Annotated in this window: 14 protein-coding genes; 10 read left to right on the top strand and 4 right to left on the bottom strand. The window is 57.1% G+C overall.

All coding sequences use genetic code 11. The annotated features are described in order from the left end of the window. The first annotated feature begins 25 nt into the window (after positions 1 to 25). The 4 genes from PGQ95_RS00840 to araE all read left to right on the top strand — a co-directional run bounded on the left by PGQ95_RS00840 (position 26) and on the right by araE (position 5032). Positions 26 to 901, top strand: a complete 876-nt coding sequence (locus PGQ95_RS00840) for a LysR family transcriptional regulator (RefSeq protein WP_087859688.1) — start codon at positions 26 to 28, stop codon at positions 899 to 901. Between the two features lie 111 nt (positions 902 to 1012). Then, positions 1013 to 2191 (top strand): acetyl-CoA C-acetyltransferase, encoded by a 1179-nt coding sequence (locus PGQ95_RS00835; RefSeq protein WP_047039129.1) that lies wholly within the window; start codon positions 1013 to 1015, stop codon positions 2189 to 2191. 366 nt (positions 2192 to 2557) lie between these two features. Then, positions 2558 to 3319: a 2-dehydro-3-deoxy-D-gluconate 5-dehydrogenase KduD gene (gene kduD / locus PGQ95_RS00830; RefSeq protein ID WP_015703339.1), complete on the top strand. Its 762-nt coding sequence runs from the start codon at positions 2558 to 2560 to the stop codon at positions 3317 to 3319. Between the two features lie 294 nt (positions 3320 to 3613). Beyond that, the gene (gene araE / locus PGQ95_RS00825) at positions 3614 to 5032 is read left to right on the top strand and encodes an arabinose-proton symporter AraE (protein ID WP_271032170.1); all 1419 of its coding nucleotides are present in this window, start codon (positions 3614 to 3616) and stop codon (positions 5030 to 5032) included. Here the strand turns inward: araE and PGQ95_RS00820 are convergent, their stop codons facing one another. Continuing rightward, positions 5033 to 6028, bottom strand: coding sequence for a LacI family DNA-binding transcriptional regulator (locus PGQ95_RS00820; RefSeq protein ID WP_047077619.1), 996 nt, complete (start codon positions 6026 to 6028; stop codon positions 5033 to 5035). A gap of 223 nt (positions 6029 to 6251) precedes the next feature. Between PGQ95_RS00820 and PGQ95_RS00815 the strand changes: the two genes are divergently transcribed. The 4 genes from PGQ95_RS00815 to PGQ95_RS00800 all read left to right on the top strand — a co-directional run bounded on the left by PGQ95_RS00815 (position 6252) and on the right by PGQ95_RS00800 (position 11178). Further along, positions 6252 to 7493 (top strand): MFS transporter, encoded by a 1242-nt coding sequence (locus PGQ95_RS00815; protein ID WP_045373827.1) that lies wholly within the window; start codon positions 6252 to 6254, stop codon positions 7491 to 7493. A gap of 18 nt (positions 7494 to 7511) precedes the next feature. After that, complete coding sequence (locus PGQ95_RS00810; protein ID WP_430916712.1) at positions 7512 to 8942, top strand: glycoside hydrolase family 32 protein; 1431 nt, start codon at positions 7512 to 7514, stop codon at positions 8940 to 8942. A 108-nt stretch (positions 8943 to 9050) separates the two neighbouring features. Next, the gene (locus PGQ95_RS00805; protein WP_113372970.1) at positions 9051 to 10406 is read left to right on the top strand and encodes a carbohydrate porin; all 1356 of its coding nucleotides are present in this window, start codon (positions 9051 to 9053) and stop codon (positions 10404 to 10406) included. 79 nt (positions 10407 to 10485) lie between these two features. Then, positions 10486 to 11178, top strand: a complete 693-nt coding sequence (locus PGQ95_RS00800; RefSeq protein WP_046883046.1) for an aspartate/glutamate racemase — start codon at positions 10486 to 10488, stop codon at positions 11176 to 11178. Here PGQ95_RS00800 and PGQ95_RS00795 read toward each other — a convergent pair. Next, a complete protein-coding gene (locus PGQ95_RS00795) occupies positions 11165 to 12091 on the bottom strand; it encodes a LysR family transcriptional regulator (RefSeq protein WP_087859682.1) in 927 nt (308 codons plus the stop codon). The two genes, PGQ95_RS00800 and PGQ95_RS00795, sit on opposite strands and share 14 nt — an antisense overlap. 136 nt (positions 12092 to 12227) lie before the next feature. On the opposite strand from PGQ95_RS00795, the gene lysA reads away from it, so the two are divergent. Then, positions 12228 to 13490 (top strand): diaminopimelate decarboxylase, encoded by a 1263-nt coding sequence (lysA, locus tag PGQ95_RS00790; RefSeq protein WP_271032172.1) that lies wholly within the window; start codon positions 12228 to 12230, stop codon positions 13488 to 13490. Here lysA and PGQ95_RS00785 read toward each other — a convergent pair. Beyond that, entirely contained in the window at positions 13483 to 14484 is a 1002-nt protein-coding gene (locus PGQ95_RS00785) for a LacI family DNA-binding transcriptional regulator (protein ID WP_162750124.1), read from the bottom strand. The genes lysA and PGQ95_RS00785 overlap by 8 nt on opposite strands. A gap of 196 nt (positions 14485 to 14680) precedes the next feature. Between PGQ95_RS00785 and PGQ95_RS00780 the strand changes: the two genes are divergently transcribed. Further along, positions 14681 to 15160, top strand: a complete 480-nt coding sequence (locus PGQ95_RS00780; RefSeq protein ID WP_213316478.1) for a GNAT family N-acetyltransferase — start codon at positions 14681 to 14683, stop codon at positions 15158 to 15160. Here the strand turns inward: PGQ95_RS00780 and galR are convergent. Continuing rightward, on the bottom strand, positions 15121 to 16137 hold the full coding sequence (galR, locus tag PGQ95_RS00775) for an HTH-type transcriptional regulator GalR (protein WP_213793501.1): 1017 nt from the start codon (positions 16135 to 16137) through the stop codon (positions 15121 to 15123). The genes PGQ95_RS00780 and galR overlap by 40 nt on opposite strands. Positions 16138 to 16357 lie beyond the last annotated feature (220 nt).

Below are 16357 nucleotides of genomic sequence, written 5' to 3'. Positions count from 1 at the left end.
ATTCCATCGATAAAATAGATAGGTTATGCATTATTCTCCCGAAGCTCTCACCGCCTTTGTAGAAGCCGCTGCCAGCGGTTCGTTCTCCGCCGCCGCCCGGCGGATGCGTAAAAGCCAGTCCACCATCAGTACCGCGATTTCGAATCTTGAAACCGACCTTGGGGTGGTGCTGTTCGATCGTTCCACTCGCCAGCCGACGCTGACCGCTCAGGGCGAGCAGGTGTTGGGCTATGTGAAAGCAATACTGGCCGCCAGTTCGCGGCTGGATGAGCTTGCCCGCTCCTTATCTGGCAATACTGAACCGCGATTGACCTTCGTTTTGTCGGACACTCTGCACCCGGATGTACTGGAGAATTTGCTGGAACAGTTCGATCGGCGTTTTCCGCATACCGAGTTTGAATGTCTGATTGGCGAAGATGAAGACGTGGTGGATCTGCTGCAAAAAGAGCGCGCGCAGGTGGGGCTTATCGAAGCCAGGGACAGCTATCCGATGGAGATCGGCAGCATGCGCTTACCGTTGCAAACGGCAATGGGGATTTATGTTGCGCCGGGGCATCCGCTGGCCGGTCAGGAACGGGTTTTCTGGGATGATCTGCACGGCTGGCGTGAACTGCGTCTCAGCACTTATCTTGAGAGCGCGCCGGATCCCTCTCGCGGCCAGGTATGGTCGGCGCCCAACTATTTACTGCTGCTGAGTATGGCGGTGCAGGGCTTTGGCTGGTGTATTTTGCCCTGCGCGCTAGTGGAAGAGTTCGCCGGTAGCGGCAAGCTTAAAGCGTTGAATATCGCCGGCTGGCCGCGGTCGATCTCGGTGGATCTCCTGTGGAATAAGCGGGCACCGCTGGGGGAAGCGGGCAGCTGGCTGCGCCAACACCTTGAAGGGCAAGGCCGCGAGTCGTGACGGCGAACTTTGTGAACCGCCTCACTTTTTTTAAACAATTGCGAAATTTTTTGATAACAATTCTCTACTATAACGGCATCTATTGATGGTTCTTTGCGCAGAAGGTAAAGGATGAAAGATGTCGTGATCGTCGGCGCGTTGCGTACGCCCATCGGCTGTTTTCAGGGAACGCTGGCGCGTCACTCGGCGGTGGAATTGGGCAGCGTGGTGGTGAAGGCGTTAGTCGAGCGGAGCGGAATCGATCCGCAGTGCATTGATGAAGTGATCCTCGGTCAGGTGCTGACCGCGGGCACCGGGCAGAATCCGGCGCGTCAGTCGGCGATCCGCGGCGGGCTGCCGAATACCGTTTCGGCGATCACCATCAACGACGTTTGCGGCTCCGGACTGAAAGCGCTGCACCTGGCGACTCAGGCCATCCAGTGCGGCGAAGCGGATGTAGTGATTGCCGGCGGCCAGGAAAACATGAGCCGCGCGCCGCATGTGCTTACCGACAGCCGAACCGGCGCGCAGCTGGGCAATAGCCAGCTTATCGACAGCCTGGTGCATGATGGGCTGTGGGACGCTTTCAATGATTACCATATGGGCGTAACGGCGGAAAATCTGGCGCGAGAGTATGGGATTAGCCGAGAATTACAGGACGCCTGGGCGCTTAGCTCGCAGCAAAAAGCGCGGCGGGCGATAGACTCCGGGCGGTTTCGCGATGAAATTGTGCCAGTCGCCACCGAGCATAACGGCAGTAAACGGCTGGTGGATACCGATGAGCAGCCTCGGATGGATGCCAGCGCTGAAGGGTTAGCCAGCCTGATGCCGACCTTCGACCAGCTTGGGTCGGTGACCGCGGGTAATGCATCGAGTATTAACGATGGCGCGGCGGCGGTGATGATGATGAGCGAGTCAAAGGCCCAGGAGCTGGGGCTGCCGATTCTGGCGCGCATTCGCGCCTTCGCCAGCGTCGGCGTCGATCCGGCGCTAATGGGTATCGCGCCGGTACATGCCACCCGGCGCTGCCTTGAGCGCGCGGGCTGGCAGCTGGATGAGGTTGACTTAATCGAAGCTAATGAAGCTTTTGCCGCCCAGGCTATCTCCGTTGGCAGAGTGCTGGAGTGGGATGAACGGCGGGTTAACGTTAACGGCGGGGCTATCGCCCTGGGGCATCCGATTGGCGCGTCCGGCTGCCGTATTCTGGTGTCGCTGGTACATGAAATGATTAAGCGCGATGCGCGTAAAGGGCTCGCGACGCTGTGTATCGGCGGCGGTCAGGGCGTTGCGCTGGCGGTGGAGCGCGCATAATACGATCTCGCGCCGTCTTTGGCGCGAGGTCCATCATCCTCACCGATCTTCCTTTCTTCGTTTTTCTACCAGATTTTCATTCTCTGCGCTTATTTTTCAAAGATAAGCTAACCAGTTGTATTTTAAGTGTTTACACAGGTCACCGCTCCCTGGCGATGTGATCCGTTTTGCGTTTTTATCATTTTTAATCATAAAAAATGAAACGTTGTTTTAATTGTCATTGAAAATGATTTTTCCGCGGTCTACTATGTGAGCATTAGCAAAACGGAACTCTGTTTTATTTTTATGATGGGGATGTTCCAGGAGTTCTTCTTAACCTCAGAACCTTGCCTGTGGTGAGCAGGCCGTGAAAGAAAGGAACCAGATATGATTCTTGATGCATTCTCTCTTCAGGGGAAAGTCGCGGTAGTGACCGGCTGCGACACCGGTTTAGGCCAGGGCATGGCGGTTGGGCTGGCGGAAGCGGGCTGCGATATCGTCGGTATTAATATCGTTGAGCCAACGGAAACCATCGAGCGCGTTACCGCGCTGGGGCGTCGTTTTTTGAGCCTCACCGCCGACCTGCGGCAGATAGATGGTATTCCGCAGTTGCTTGAGCGCGCGGTGGCGGAATTTGGCCACATCGATATTCTGGTCAATAACGCGGGGCTAATCCGCCGTCAGGATGCTATCGAATTCAGCGAGAAGGACTGGGATGACGTGATGAACCTGAACATCAAAAGCGTCTTTTTCATGTCTCAGGCCGCGGCGAAGCACTTCATCGCTCAGGGTAACGGCGGCAAGATCATCAATATTGCCTCCATGCTGTCGTTCCAGGGCGGGATCCGCGTGCCGTCCTACACCGCCTCGAAAAGCGGCGTCATGGGCGTAACTCGCCTGCTGGCCAATGAATGGGCAAAGCATAATATCAATGTTAACGCCATTGCCCCCGGCTACATGGCAACCAACAATACCCAGCAGTTACGCGCCGATGAACAGCGCAGCGCGGAAATTCTCGACCGTATCCCGGCCGGCCGCTGGGGCCTGCCGAGCGATTTAATGGGGCCGGTGGTGTTTCTCGCCTCCAGCGCATCCGATTACATCAACGGCTACACCGTGGCGGTAGATGGCGGTTGGCTGGCGCGCTAACAGACATAGTCGAACAACCCGCCAACCGGCGGGTTGTTTTCTGAACAATGATCGTCCATATCATGAGGTTTAAATAATCCATACTCGTTAGTAATGGAAAATAAAATACTCGCCATTCATCAGGGTTGTTTTGACGATCGGACAGCATTTTTTGCATAAGATAAAGTTTAATGTCCATCACAAAAACAATGCTGCCAGCCGTTTTATCCATATCTTCGCCATCTCCCGCCTGACACCTTAGCCCTGCGATCCCGTACTTTCACTGCACGCATACTCTGTTGAGGCAGGAAAAAAATGACTTCATTGACCACCGATCCGGGTTTACTCCCCAATGCGCAGCGCAACACCCGGCGCATGAACCAGTTTGTCTCCATTGCCGCCGCGGTGGCGGGTTTGTTATTCGGCCTTGATATCGGCGTGATTGCCGGGGCGCTACCTTTCATCACCGATCATTTCGTTTTATCCAGCCGTCTGCAGGAGTGGGTGGTCAGCAGTATGATGCTTGGCGCGGCGATCGGCGCGCTGTTCAACGGCTGGCTCTCTTTCCGTCTTGGCCGTAAATACAGTTTGATGGTTGGCGCGGTGCTATTTGTGGCGGGCTCTATCGGCTCGGCATTCGCCACCAGCGTCGAGATGCTGCTGGTGGCGCGTATTGTCCTTGGCGTCGCCGTCGGTATCGCCTCTTATACCGCACCGCTCTATCTTTCTGAAATGGCAAGCGAAAACGTTCGCGGCAAGATGATCAGCATGTATCAGTTGATGGTCACCCTTGGCATCGTGCTGGCCTTCTTATCTGATACCGCCTTCAGCTACAGCGGCAACTGGCGGGCGATGCTTGGCGTGCTGGCGCTGCCGGCGATATTGCTGATTATCCTGGTGGTGTTCCTGCCTAACAGCCCGCGCTGGCTGGCGGAAAAAGGCCGCCATATCGAGGCCGAAGAAGTGCTGCGCATGCTGCGCGATACCTCGGAAAAGGCGCGCGATGAGCTGAATGAAATCCGCGAAAGCCTGAAGCTCAAGCAGGGCGGCTGGGCGCTGTTCAAAGTGAACCGCAACGTGCGTCGGGCGGTATTCCTCGGCATGTTATTGCAGGCGATGCAGCAGTTTACCGGCATGAATATCATCATGTATTACGCGCCGCGGATCTTCAAAATGGCCGGCTTTACCACCACCGAGCAGCAGATGATCGCCACGCTGGTGGTCGGCCTGACCTTCATGTTCGCGACCTTTATCGCGGTGTTTACCGTCGACAAGGCCGGGCGTAAACCGGCATTGAAAATCGGCTTTAGCGTGATGGCGTTGGGCACCCTGGTGCTGGGCTACTGCCTGATGCAGTTTGATAACGGTACCGCCGGCAGCGGCCTCTCCTGGTTATCGGTGGGAATGACCATGATGTGTATTGCCGGGTACGCGATGAGCGCCGCGCCGGTAGTCTGGATCCTGTGCTCCGAGATCCAGCCGCTAAAATGCCGCGACTTCGGCATCACCTGTTCGACCACTACCAATTGGGTGTCGAACATGATTATTGGCGCGACCTTCCTGACGCTGCTGGACGCGATTGGCGCGGCAGGCACGTTCTGGCTCTATACCGCGCTGAACGTGGCCTTTATCGGCGTGACCTTCTGGCTGATCCCGGAAACCAAAAACGTGACGCTGGAGCACATCGAACGCAAGCTGATGTCCGGCGAAAAGCTGCGTAACATCGGCAACTGATCACATTGATTCGCGCGGCAGCCACGGGCTGGGAACCTTAACGGTATCCCGATGGCTGTCGCCGTTAATGATATGCAGGGCGCTCAGGCGGCCAATTTCATAATGTGGTAACTGCACCGTCGACAGCGGCGGCAGGAACAGATCGCCAATCCCCACCATGTTGTCATAACCCACCACCGCCACATCTTCAGGAATTCGCAGGCCCTGCGCCAGCAGCGTCTGGTAGACCATAAAAGCGATGCGATCGTTGCCGCACACCACGGAATCAAACCGCGGTTTACCTTGCTCAATATGGGCCAGCAGCTGGCCGGGAATATCGCGATAGTGTTCGTCACCGTAGGTCATATAGCCGTGATCGAGCGTATCCGGATCAATCTGCGCCTCACGGCAGGCGCGTTCCAGCCCCTGTCGGCGGCGTATCGTCGCCAGATGCCTTGCCGGAAGATGCAAACAGAGCGGGCGGCGATAGCCGGCGGCCAGCAGCGCTTTCACCGCGTCGTACTGGCCCTGTTCATCATCCGGAATATAGCTGGCGACGTTCTCGTTCAGGCTTTCGCAGTTGGCCAGTACACAGGGCAGCGTCAACAATTTTGCCGGTAGCGGAACCTGGCGCAGCCCCATGGTGGTGTAAATGATGCCGTCCGGGCGATGGGAAAGCAGCAGGTCGAGAATGGCATCAGGGTTGTCATCCGAGAACATGTTGACCACAAAACTGTTCCAGCCGTGGGCCCGCGCCGTCTCTTCGATAGAGAGCGTTATCTCTACCGAGAAAGGGGTGGTCACCGTGTCCAGCGCCAGTACGCCGATGGTGCTCGGCGTTGCCCGGGCGCCGCGAATTTTCTTCGCCGACAGGTCGGGGACGTAATTGGTCTGTTCAATCGCTGCCTGTACGCGGGCGAGCGTTTCCGCCTTCAGGCGCTCCGGGCTGTTCAGCGCGCGGGATACCGTCATCAGTGAGACGTTGGCTAGCTTCGCTACATCTTTCAGGGATGCCATGGTGATTACTCCGGTATACAACTAAGTCGCTGATGTAAAAGGATCATACGATAGTCTATCCCAGCCCGATGGTGAAGCATGGCGAGGAATAGTTGATCGCGATCTCATCTCCATTATGTTAACGTTAACTTTTGTGATTAACATCATGAATCGTCACAAAATCAGATGAGAGTTGTTTTTTGTTAACGTTACCATTTGCGCATTACTCCAACACGAGAATGTCATGATGAAGACACATCACTCTCACAGCTACCCCTTACTCAGTGCCTTACTGTTTTTCTTTTTTGTTACCTGGTCTTCTTCCGGCTCGTTGCTTTCCATCTGGCTACATCAGGAGGTAGGGCTGAAAGCCGGGGATACCGGCATTATCTACGCGGTGCTGTCGGTCTCGGCGCTATTCGCCCAGATTTGCTACGGCTTTATCCAGGATAAACTGGGGCTGCGCAAAAACTTACTCTGGTATATCACGGTCTTACTGATCCTTTCCGGGCCGGCCTATCTGCTGTTTGGCTATCTGCTCAAAATCAACGTGCTGCTCGGCAGTATTTTTGGCGGCATCTATATCGGCCTGACCTTTAACGGCGGCATTGGCGTGCTGGAGTCCTATACCGAGCGCGTGGCGCGGCAAAGCCAGTTTGAATTCGGCAAAGCGCGGATGTGGGGATCGCTGGGCTGGGCGGTGGCGACCTTTTTCGCCGGGCTGCTGTTCAACATTAACCCACAGCTGAATTTCGCCGTCGCCAGCTGTTCCGGTCTGGTTTTCTTCATGTTGCTGGCGCGGCTTAAGGTTTCTTCAGCGCCGCACGCCATGCAGGAGGCGGTCAGTGGCGGTAAAGTCACGCTGGAAGACGCGCTGCGCCTGCTGACGCTGCCGCGCTTCTGGGCGCTGGTGTTTTTCGTCGTCGGCACCTGTATTTACGGCGTTTACGACCAGCAATTCCCGGTCTATTTCTCTTCGCAGTTCGCCACGCTGCATGAAGGGAACGCGATGTATGGCTATCTCAACTCATTCCAGGTGTTCCTCGAAGCGGCGGGGATGTTCTGCGCCCCGTGGCTGGTCAACCGCATCGGCGCGAAAAACGGCCTGATCTTCGCCGGCATGGTGATGGCGATGCGCATGGTGGCCTCCGGGCTGGTGGAAGGCCCGGTTCTGATCTCGATTACGAAACTGCTGCACGCCGTGGAATTGCCGGTGCTGCTGGTTTCCATCTTTAAATACAACAGCCTGAACTTTGATAAACGCCTTTCTTCCACCCTGTACCTGGTTGGTTTCGCCTGCACCAGTTCGGTTATCGCCACCGTACTGTCGCCGCTGGCGGGCTATAGCTATGAAAAATACGGCTTCGCCGACTCCTATTTGATCATGGGACTGCTGGTGTTCTGTACCACCTTCATCTCCATCTTCCTGCTGCGATCCAATAAGGCCTCTTCGGATTCGCTCATGTCGCAGCCATCCACTATCTGACTGAAAAGAGAAATGAATATGATGTATTCCATTAGTAACGCGGAGCGGGAACTGCAGACGAAAAGCGTGGATCTCAACCCGCGCTGGTATCCGCGTTATCACCTGGCGGCCCGTGCCGGCTGGATCAACGACCCCAACGGGCTGGTATGGTTCGACGGCTGGTACCACGCGTTTTATCAGCACCACCCGTATTCAAACCAGTGGGGGCCGATGCACTGGGGCCACGCGCGCAGCAAGGATCTTGTGCATTGGGAACACCTGCCGGTGGCGCTGGCGCCGGAAGGGCCGGAAGATAAAGACGGCTGCTTCTCCGGCTCGGCGGTGGTTGATGGTGATACGCTGGCGCTTATCTACACCGGCCATAAATTTCATGGCGATCCCGCTGATGAAAATAATCTGTACCAGGTCCAGTGTCTGGCGACCAGCCGCGATGGCATCCATTTTGAGCGCCAGGGGATGGTCATTGATACCCCGCCGGGGATGCACCATTTTCGCGACCCGAAAGTATGGCGTGAAGGTGAAAGCTGGTACATGGTGGTCGGCGCGCGGGTAGACGACGTCGGCCAGGTGCGGTTGTACCGTTCCGCCGACCTGCGCCACTGGCAGGACGCCGGTATTCTTGCCCAGGCCGAAGCGGGGATGGGCTACATGTGGGAGTGCCCGGATTTCTTTGAACTCGATGGTAAGCGGGTGCTGATGTTCTCGCCGCAGGGGATGGCCGCAGACGGCTTTGCCCGGCGCAATTTATTCCAGAGCGGCTACCTGCTGGGAGACTGGCAGCCGGGGCAACCTTTTGTCCGCGAAGAGGCGTTTGTCGAACTCGACAGCGGCCACGATTTCTATGCGCCGCAAAGCTTCCTCACCCCCGATGGCCGACGAATTGTTATCGGCTGGCTGGACATGTGGGAGTCGCCGCTGCCGGAGCAGCAGGACGGTTGGGCCGGTATGCTGTCGCTGCCGCGCGAGTTAAGCCTCGGCGCGAATAATCGGTTATTGATGCGTCCGGCAAAAGAGGTGGAAGGCCTGCGCCGCGACTGGTTCCCGTGGCCGGTCAGTTCGTTGAAGAATCAGCAGCTGACGATGGTAGAGCACTGCGAAACCATGGAGGTCAACCTGCATTGGGATAAGGCCAATAGCTGCGCCGAGCAGTACGGTTTGAGCTTTGGCGAAGGGCTGAGGGTATATGTCGACAATCAGATGCAGCGTCTGGTGCTGGAGCGCCGCTATCCGCAATATGGTTTGTGCGGCACCCGCAGCGTTGCGTTACCGGCCGGTTCGGCGTTGAAGCTGCGGCTATTTTTCGATAGCTCATCCGTTGAGGTTTTCGTCAATGATGGCGAAGCCTGCCTCAGCAGCCGTATTTATCCTGATGCCCGGCGCCGGGAATTAGCTTTATTTTCCTGGAGCGGCAGAGCGGCATTAATTGATGGCGGAGCGTGGAATATCTAATTAAAGAGTCATTAACCAGAATCACCCGTTAGCAATCGCTGGCGGGTATTTAATATTTACCAAAATAATAAAACAATACCTTTAATATATAATAAGCAGGGTCTAACGATGAATAAAATCTGGGTTGGATGTCTTATCTCGTCTTTATTTATTCCCGCCGCCGGCGCGCAGCAAACGCTTTCGCTTGAGGAGCGCCTGGCGCAGATGGAGCAGCGCTTAAAAGCCACCGAGCAGCGTGCGCAAAACGCCGAGGCGGAAATCCGCGAACTGAAGCAGCAGGAGCGCACGACGGCTAAAAGCAGCGCGCCAGCGCCCGCGACGGTTGCCGCGCCCGCGCTGGCGGTGAATAAAGATGTCGATTTAAAATTTTACGGTGATGTTGAATTTAATATGGATGGCGCCAGCCGAACCGGCAGCCTGACCTCGGTAAAAACCAGCGCGAATAAGAACTGGGCGCCGGGGGATAAAGAACGCTGGGATATCAATGGGCGTATTTTGTTAGGGTTCGATGGCTTACGTAAAGGCGCGAATGGTAAATACTCCGGCTTTAGCGTACAGCCGCTGGCGGATATGACCGGGAAAATGAATCTTGATGATGCCGTATTTTTCTTTGGTCAGGAAAATGACTGGAAAATAAAAGTGGGGCGCTTTGAAGCCTACGATATGTTCCCGCTGAATCAGGATACGTTTATTGAATATTCTGGTAATACCGCCAACGATCTCTATAGCGACGGTTACGGTTATATCTACATGATGAAAGAGGGGCGCGGGCGTAGCAGCAGCGGCGGTAATTTCCTGCTGAGCAAATATCTCGATAACTGGTACTTTGAGCTCAACACGCTGGTGGAAGACGGCAGCTCGTTATTCGTCGATCAAAACTATCACGGCAACGCGCTCGAAAATCATAAAAACGTGGTCTATGTGCGGCCGGTGGCGGCCTGGCAATCCGGCCCGTGGTCAGTGGCGGCGGCGGTTGAGAGCAACCTGGTGAACAATGCCTATGGCTATCAAAACCAGCATGGACGCTGGGTCGATCAGTCCAACCGTACCGGCTACGGACTGACCATGAGCTGGAATACGCTGAAAACCGATGCCGAGGATGGCATGGTGGTGAACCTCAGCACCGCTTATCTGGATGCGGCGGATGAAGAGGATTTCAGCGCCGGTATCAACGCGCTGTGGCATCGCGTCGAGCTGGGATATATCTACGCGCACAACAAAATCGACCAGTTCAACATGGCGGGGGTCAGCGGCGAGTGCGATGGCGACTGCGCGATCCTGACGCCGGGCCGCTATGACATCCACACGATTCATACCTCCTGGCAACTGCCGAATATCATGGATATGCCGAACTTTAATATTTATCTCGGCGCCTATGCCTCATGGCTGGATTCGTCGGCCCAGCAGGGCGGGAACGCCGACGAACGCTATGGCGCGCGCGTGCGCTTTAAATATTTCTTCTGATGTGGCCGCCGCCCAACAGCAACAGTGGAAAGTTATCGGCAGGTTTGCTTCACTGGAGCAAACCATAAAGGAGCAGATAATGAAAACCATCGGCCTGCTGGGCGGCATGAGCTGGGAATCCACCATTCCCTATTACCGGTTAATTAATGAAGGCATTAAAGCGCGGCTCGGCGGCCTGCATTCCGCCAGCCTGTTGCTTCATAGCGTTGATTTTCATGAGATTGAAGCCTGCCAGTCGGCAGGGGAATGGGATCGCGCCGGCGAGATCCTCGCCGCGGCGGCGCTGGGGCTACAGCAGGCCGGCGCCGAGGGTATCGTGCTGTGCACCAACACCATGCATAAGGTGGCTGATGCGATTGAAGCCCGCTGCGAGGTGCCGTTCCTGCATATCGCCGACGCCACCGGGCGGGCTATCAGCGCTAAAGGCCAGCGTCGGGTCGCGCTATTGGGTACCCGCTACACCATGGAGCAGGATTTTTATCGCGGCCGTCTGCAGCAGCAGTTTGCCATTGAGACGCTGATCCCACAGGCCGACGATCGGGCGCGCATCAATCAGATTATTTTTGATGAGCTGTGCCTCGGCACCTTTAGCGACGCCTCGCGCGACTATTATCTGCAGGTCATCGAGGCGCTGGCGGCGCAGGGGGCGGAAGGCGTTATCTTCGGCTGCACCGAAATCGGCCTGTTGGTACCGGAAACGAGTAGCCCGTTGCCGGTATTTGATACCGCGGCGATCCATGCCGCCGACGCGGTGGAATTTATGCTCTCTTAAGTACCGCCGCCAGCGGCTGTTCGATACGCGGCAGGCTGGTTTGCAGATGCTGGACAAAGGCGTCGACCAGCGCGGAACCGGGGCGATGTAGCGGGCGGATTAGGCTGACGGTAAAGGGCACATCGACGCTGAATCGCCGCACCACCACGCCGCTCTCAGCGTAGTCGAGGGCGGTGAGCGGGTTGACCACCGAAATGCCCGCTCCGGCGCGCACCATCGCGCAGATCGACGCCGCGCTGTGGGTTTCCACTACCATCCGTCGTTTTACCTGGTGCTCCATAAACAGCGCATCAAGCAGCTGGCGGTAGCTGTCGGTGCGCGACAGGCTGATATAGTTTTCGCCGTGGAAGTCGGCGGGGGTGAGTTCGGTTTTCGCGGCCAGCGGGTGATCCTGTGGCAGTACGCAGACCTCATTTAAGGTCAGCAGCGGCGTGCGCTCGGTGCCGGCCGGCGTATGCAGCGTTTCCGTTAACCCTAAATCGTGGCGCTGGGCGGACAGCCACTCCTCCAGCAGCGGCGACTCCTGCGGCACGATCTGCAGGCTGACGTCCGGATAGCGCGCGAGGAATGGCTGTAGCAGCAGCGGTAGAAATGACTGCGAAAAGACCGGCAGACAGGCTATCGACAGCTCTCCCTGGCGGAATTCGCGCAGGCTCTCCGCGGCGCTAACGATGCGATCCAGCCCGTACCACGAGCGCTGTACTTCTTCAAACAGTCGCAGCCCCTGGACCGTCGGCTGCAGACGGCCGCGGGCGCGGTCAAACAGCTTTAAGCCGAGTACTTTCTCAAAGCGCGCCAGTTCACGGCTGACCGTCGGCTGCGAGGTGTGCAGCATCCGCGCCGCTTCGGTCAGGTTGCCGGTGGTCATCACCGCGTGGAAAATCTCAATATGGCGTAAGTTGACGGCAGGCATGGGCGGCTCCCGGTTAGCATCAGATAGCCATATCATTTTTGCATAGACTCGCGACAAAACGATATTTTTTATTCTCTTCCCGCTGTGGCGTAATCGGAAAAAACATCGACAAACACACGCACGCACCGGAGTCCTTATGCCACGCTCGCTGAACGCCACCGATACCGATCTGACCGCTGACAATCTACTGCGCCTGCCCGCTGAGTTCGGCTGCCCGGTATGGGTCTATGACGCGCAGATTATCCGCCGCCATATTGCCCAACTTAGCCAGTTTGACGTAGTGCGTTTTGCGCAGAAGGCCTGCTCCAATATTCATATTCTGCGTCTGATGCGCGAGCAGGGCGTGAAGGTGGATTCGGTGTCGCTTGGCGAGATCGAACGCGCGCTGGCGGCAGGTTACGATCCCGTGCAGCATCCGGACGATATCGTCTTTACCGCCGATCTGATCGATCGCGCGACCCTCGAGCGGGTGAAAGCATTACAGATCCCAGTGAATGCCGGATCCGTGGATATGCTTAGCCAACTGGGTGAAGTCTCGCCGGGCCACCGCGTCTGGCTGCGGGTCAATCCAGGATTTGGCCACGGCCACAGCCAGAAGACCAATACCGGCGGCGAAAACAGCAAACACGGTATCTGGTTCAGCCAGCTGCCGCAGGCGCTGGAGGTGATTCGCCGCCATTCGCTACAGCTGGTCGGCATCCATATGCATATCGGCTCCGGCGTTGATTACGGCCACCTTGAGCAAGTATGCGGCGCGATGGTGCGCCAGGTGGTGGAGTTTGGTCAGGATCTGCAGGCGATCTCCGCTGGCGGCGGATTATCGATCCCGTATCATGAAGGCGAAGAGGCGATCGATACCGATCACTACTTTGGCCTGTGGAATGCGGCGCGCGAGCAGATCGCCAAACATCTGGGGCATCCGGTGAAGCTGGAGATTGAACCGGGGCGTTTCCTGGTGGCGGAGTCCGGCGTGCTGGTATCACAGGTGCGTAGCGTGAAAGAGATGGGCAGCCGCCACTTCGTGCTGATCGACGCCGGCTTTAACGATTTGATGCGCCCGGCCATGTACGGCAGCTATCATCATATTACCGCGCTGGCGGCGGACGGGCGCGACCTGAGCGGCGAGCCGCAGCTGGAAACCGTGGTCGCGGGGCCGCTGTGCGAATCCGGCGACGTCTTTACCCAGCAGGAGGGCGGCAAAGTGGAAACTCGCCTGCTGCCGGCGGTCGCGCCGGGGGATTACCTGGTGCTGCACGATACCGGCGCCTACGGCGCATCGATGTCTTCAAACTACAACAGCCGCCCGTTACTACCGGAAGTGCTGTTTGATAACGACAGCGCGCGCCTGATTCGCCGTCGCCAGACCATTGAAGAACTGCTGGCGCTGGAGCTTATTTAAAGAATGGCCCCGTCGTCACCGATTCACGCAGTACCAGCGTACCGGTGAACGGCGGGATGGTTTCGATCGGCTGTGCGTTGGCGAGCTTAATCGCCTGGTCGATGGCGGTGGTAATCATATTGTCGATCGGCAGATAAACCGTTGATAATCCCGGCTCCAGCCACTTCGCGCTAGGAGCGTCGTCAAAGCCGAAGAGCGATACGTCCTGCGGAATGCGCAGCCCCGCCTGATATAGCGCTTTCGAGGCGCCCAACGCCATATCATCGTTACAGGAGAAGAGCGCGCTAAACGGCGTTTTCTCTTCTAATAATTCCCGACACAGCTCATAACCGCGGGTCATCGTTGAATCGCCGTATTTGACCCGCGCCGGTTCCCACGCAATTCCGTGTTTTTCCAGCGCGCTGCGGTAGCCCGCCAGGCGCGCTTTACCCGTTGGGGTATGCATCGGCACGGTCAGGCAGGCGATATCGCGATGCCCCTGGGAAATCAGATAGTCGACGGCCTGAAACGCCGCTTCCTGCTGTTCAAAGAACACGCAGCGTTCCCGCGCTTGGCTAACATCGCGATTGATCACCACCAGCGGCGTTTCAATGGTTTCGATAAGCGACATGATTTTCTGTTCGCTCATATGGCGGGTGTAGAGCACGATGGCGTCACACTGACGGTCGGCCAACATTTGCACCGCTTCTTCTTCCCGCTCGGGCGCATCGTGGCCATCGGTGACGATAAGCTGCTTGCCCCAGGCTTCCGTTTGACGCGAGGCCTGCTGCAGTAAGCGGCCAAAGTAAAAACCGTCGAATGTCGATACCACCAGGCCAATGCTGTTGCTGGTGCGATTCGCCAGCGAACGGGCGAGAAAATTAGGCCGGTAGCCCAGCTCTTCCATCGCTTTGAAGACCTGTTGACGGGTACTCTCTTTTACCTGACCTGTGCCGTTCAACACGCGGGAAACCGTCGCTTTCGAGACGCCTGCGCGTATTGAGACATCCAGCATTGTTGCCATTCGTCGATTCCTGATAACCGGTGATAGGGCGCAGTTTATCACAGTCATTCAGAGGGATATGAACCTGACGACGGCAAAGACTATCGCGATCACGCTTTTTGCGGAAATCCTGTTGAAGGCATTTTCAGACCCTTGATGCGCGGGCGGGCGCGGCGCGCTAGAATTCATCGATTCACAGGGGGAAAAAATGCAGATTCAACCGTTGTACGCCGCGCCGCAGCATGGGCCGCAGGTGGCGGAGTGGCTATGGCAGGCTTTTGCCGGCGATGCCTTACCGCAGGCGTTTTTTAGCAGTATTGTTGAACATAGCCAAACGCCGGGGGCGCTGCCGCTGACCTTTATCGCCACCGAAGGCGAGGCGCTGCTGGGGACCGTAGGGCTGTGGCGTTGCGATTTGCTCAGCCGTCAGGATCTGTTTCCCTGGATGGCGGCACTGTTTGTCGCCGAAACGGCGCGCGGGCAGGGGCTGGCTGGGAAGCTGCAGCGGCACGTCATCGACTATGCCCGCCAGTGCGGTTATCCGCAGCTTTATCTCTATTCCGCCTGCCGCGACTTTTACGAACGCTTTGGCTGGCGCTATATCGGCGAGGGCCTGGATTACCCGGCCACCGCCGTGAGCCTGTACCGCTACGACTTGTCACTTTCCGCGGGCGTTATCACTGAGTGACGGCGCACCAGCGTCGGGCTGAAGAGGTGAGTGATTTCCGGCGCCGGGCGCTGTTCCGCCAATGCCAGGGCCAACTCCGCCGCCTGGGTCGCCATGGTGACGATCGGATAACGCACGGTGGTCAGGCGAGGGCGCACGTAGCGCGAGATCAGCACGTCATCGAAGCCAATCAGCGAAATTTCCTGCGGCACCTCGATACCGTTATCGTTGAGCACCCCCATTGCGCCTGCGGCCATTGAATCGTTGTAACAGGCGACGGCGGTAAAGTTTCTGCCGCGGCCTAATAGCTCGGTCATCGCCAGCTCGCCGCCGCTTTCGTCAGGCTCGGCGAGGGTGACCAGCCGGTCATTGACGGGCAGGCCGCTCTCTTTCAGGGCATCGTAATAACCTTGCAGCCGGTCTTCGGCATCGGAAATCGCGTGGTTAGAGCAGATATAGCCAATGCGGCTGTGGCCCTGCTGAATCAGATGGCGCGTCGCCAGCCAGGCGCCGTAGCGGTCATCGAGCGCCACGCTACGCTGTTCGAAACCCGGTACGATGCGGTTAATTAACACCATGCCGGGGATCTGTTTCATCAGCCCCGCCAGCTCGTCGTCGGGGATCATTTTAGCGTGCACTACCAGCGCCGCGCAGCGGTGGCGGATCAGCTGTTCAATTGCCTGACGTTCCTTTTGCACATTGTGATAGCCGTTGCCGATAAGCAGAAAATTACCGGTGCTGTAGGCCACCTGCTCGACGGCTTTAACCATCGCGCCGAAGAAGGGATCGGAAACGTCGCCCACCACCAGACCGATGGTTTCCGTCGACTGCTGCGCCAGCGCGCGGGCGTTGGCGTTGGGGTGGTAGTTCAGGGTTTCCATCGCCGCCGTTACCGACTGACGAGAGGCTTCACTCGCTTTTGGCGAGTTGTTGATAACGCGTGAGACGGTAGCGACGGAGACTCCTGCGAGTCGGGCTACATCCTTAATTGTCGCCATACCTGACCTTTTTTAGGGTAAGCGTTTACATGATAGTTATGTTACGGGAAAGCGCAGCGGATTCAAGGCTACGGCCATTCTGGTTGATACAAATGTGACGCAGACAAGGATTAGCGGTGACAAAGTTACACAGCACAATGCGTGGGATGCAACGGTGAAAAGAGAATTCTCATCTTTGCTTACACTTTGCGATTAGCTGTTGCGAATGTTCGCTGGTTTC

This window comes from Klebsiella sp. 141240 (assembly GCF_050600805.1).
Lineage (GTDB): Bacteria > Pseudomonadota > Gammaproteobacteria > Enterobacterales > Enterobacteriaceae > Klebsiella > Klebsiella aerogenes.
Note: the sequence above shows the minus strand (reverse complement) of the source record. Positions and strands in the feature narration are given on the sequence as shown.

Bases quoted from the DNA above. Each gene is read 5' to 3' on its own strand.
- PGQ95_RS00840 (WP_087859688.1), top strand. From the start codon at position 26: ATGCATTATTCTCCCGAAGCTCTCACCGCCTTTGTAGAAGCCGCTGCC.
- PGQ95_RS00835 (WP_047039129.1), top strand. From the start codon at position 1,013: ATGAAAGATGTCGTGATCGTCGGCGCGTTGCGTACGCCCATCGGCTGT.
- kduD (WP_015703339.1), top strand. From the start codon at position 2,558: ATGATTCTTGATGCATTCTCTCTTCAGGGGAAAGTCGCGGTAGTGACC.
- araE (WP_271032170.1), top strand. From the start codon at position 3,614: ATGACTTCATTGACCACCGATCCGGGTTTACTCCCCAATGCGCAGCGC.
- PGQ95_RS00820 (WP_047077619.1), bottom strand. From the start codon at position 6,028: ATGGCATCCCTGAAAGATGTAGCGAAGCTAGCCAACGTCTCACTGATG.
- PGQ95_RS00815 (WP_045373827.1), top strand. From the start codon at position 6,252: ATGATGAAGACACATCACTCTCACAGCTACCCCTTACTCAGTGCCTTA.
- PGQ95_RS00810 (WP_430916712.1), top strand. From the start codon at position 7,512: ATGATGTATTCCATTAGTAACGCGGAGCGGGAACTGCAGACGAAAAGC.
- PGQ95_RS00805 (WP_113372970.1), top strand. From the start codon at position 9,051: ATGAATAAAATCTGGGTTGGATGTCTTATCTCGTCTTTATTTATTCCC.
- PGQ95_RS00800 (WP_046883046.1), top strand. From the start codon at position 10,486: ATGAAAACCATCGGCCTGCTGGGCGGCATGAGCTGGGAATCCACCATT.
- PGQ95_RS00795 (WP_087859682.1), bottom strand. From the start codon at position 12,091: ATGCCTGCCGTCAACTTACGCCATATTGAGATTTTCCACGCGGTGATG.
- lysA (WP_271032172.1), top strand. From the start codon at position 12,228: ATGCCACGCTCGCTGAACGCCACCGATACCGATCTGACCGCTGACAAT.
- PGQ95_RS00785 (WP_162750124.1), bottom strand. From the start codon at position 14,484: ATGCTGGATGTCTCAATACGCGCAGGCGTCTCGAAAGCGACGGTTTCC.
- PGQ95_RS00780 (WP_213316478.1), top strand. From the start codon at position 14,681: ATGCAGATTCAACCGTTGTACGCCGCGCCGCAGCATGGGCCGCAGGTG.
- galR (WP_213793501.1), bottom strand. From the start codon at position 16,137: ATGGCGACAATTAAGGATGTAGCCCGACTCGCAGGAGTCTCCGTCGCT.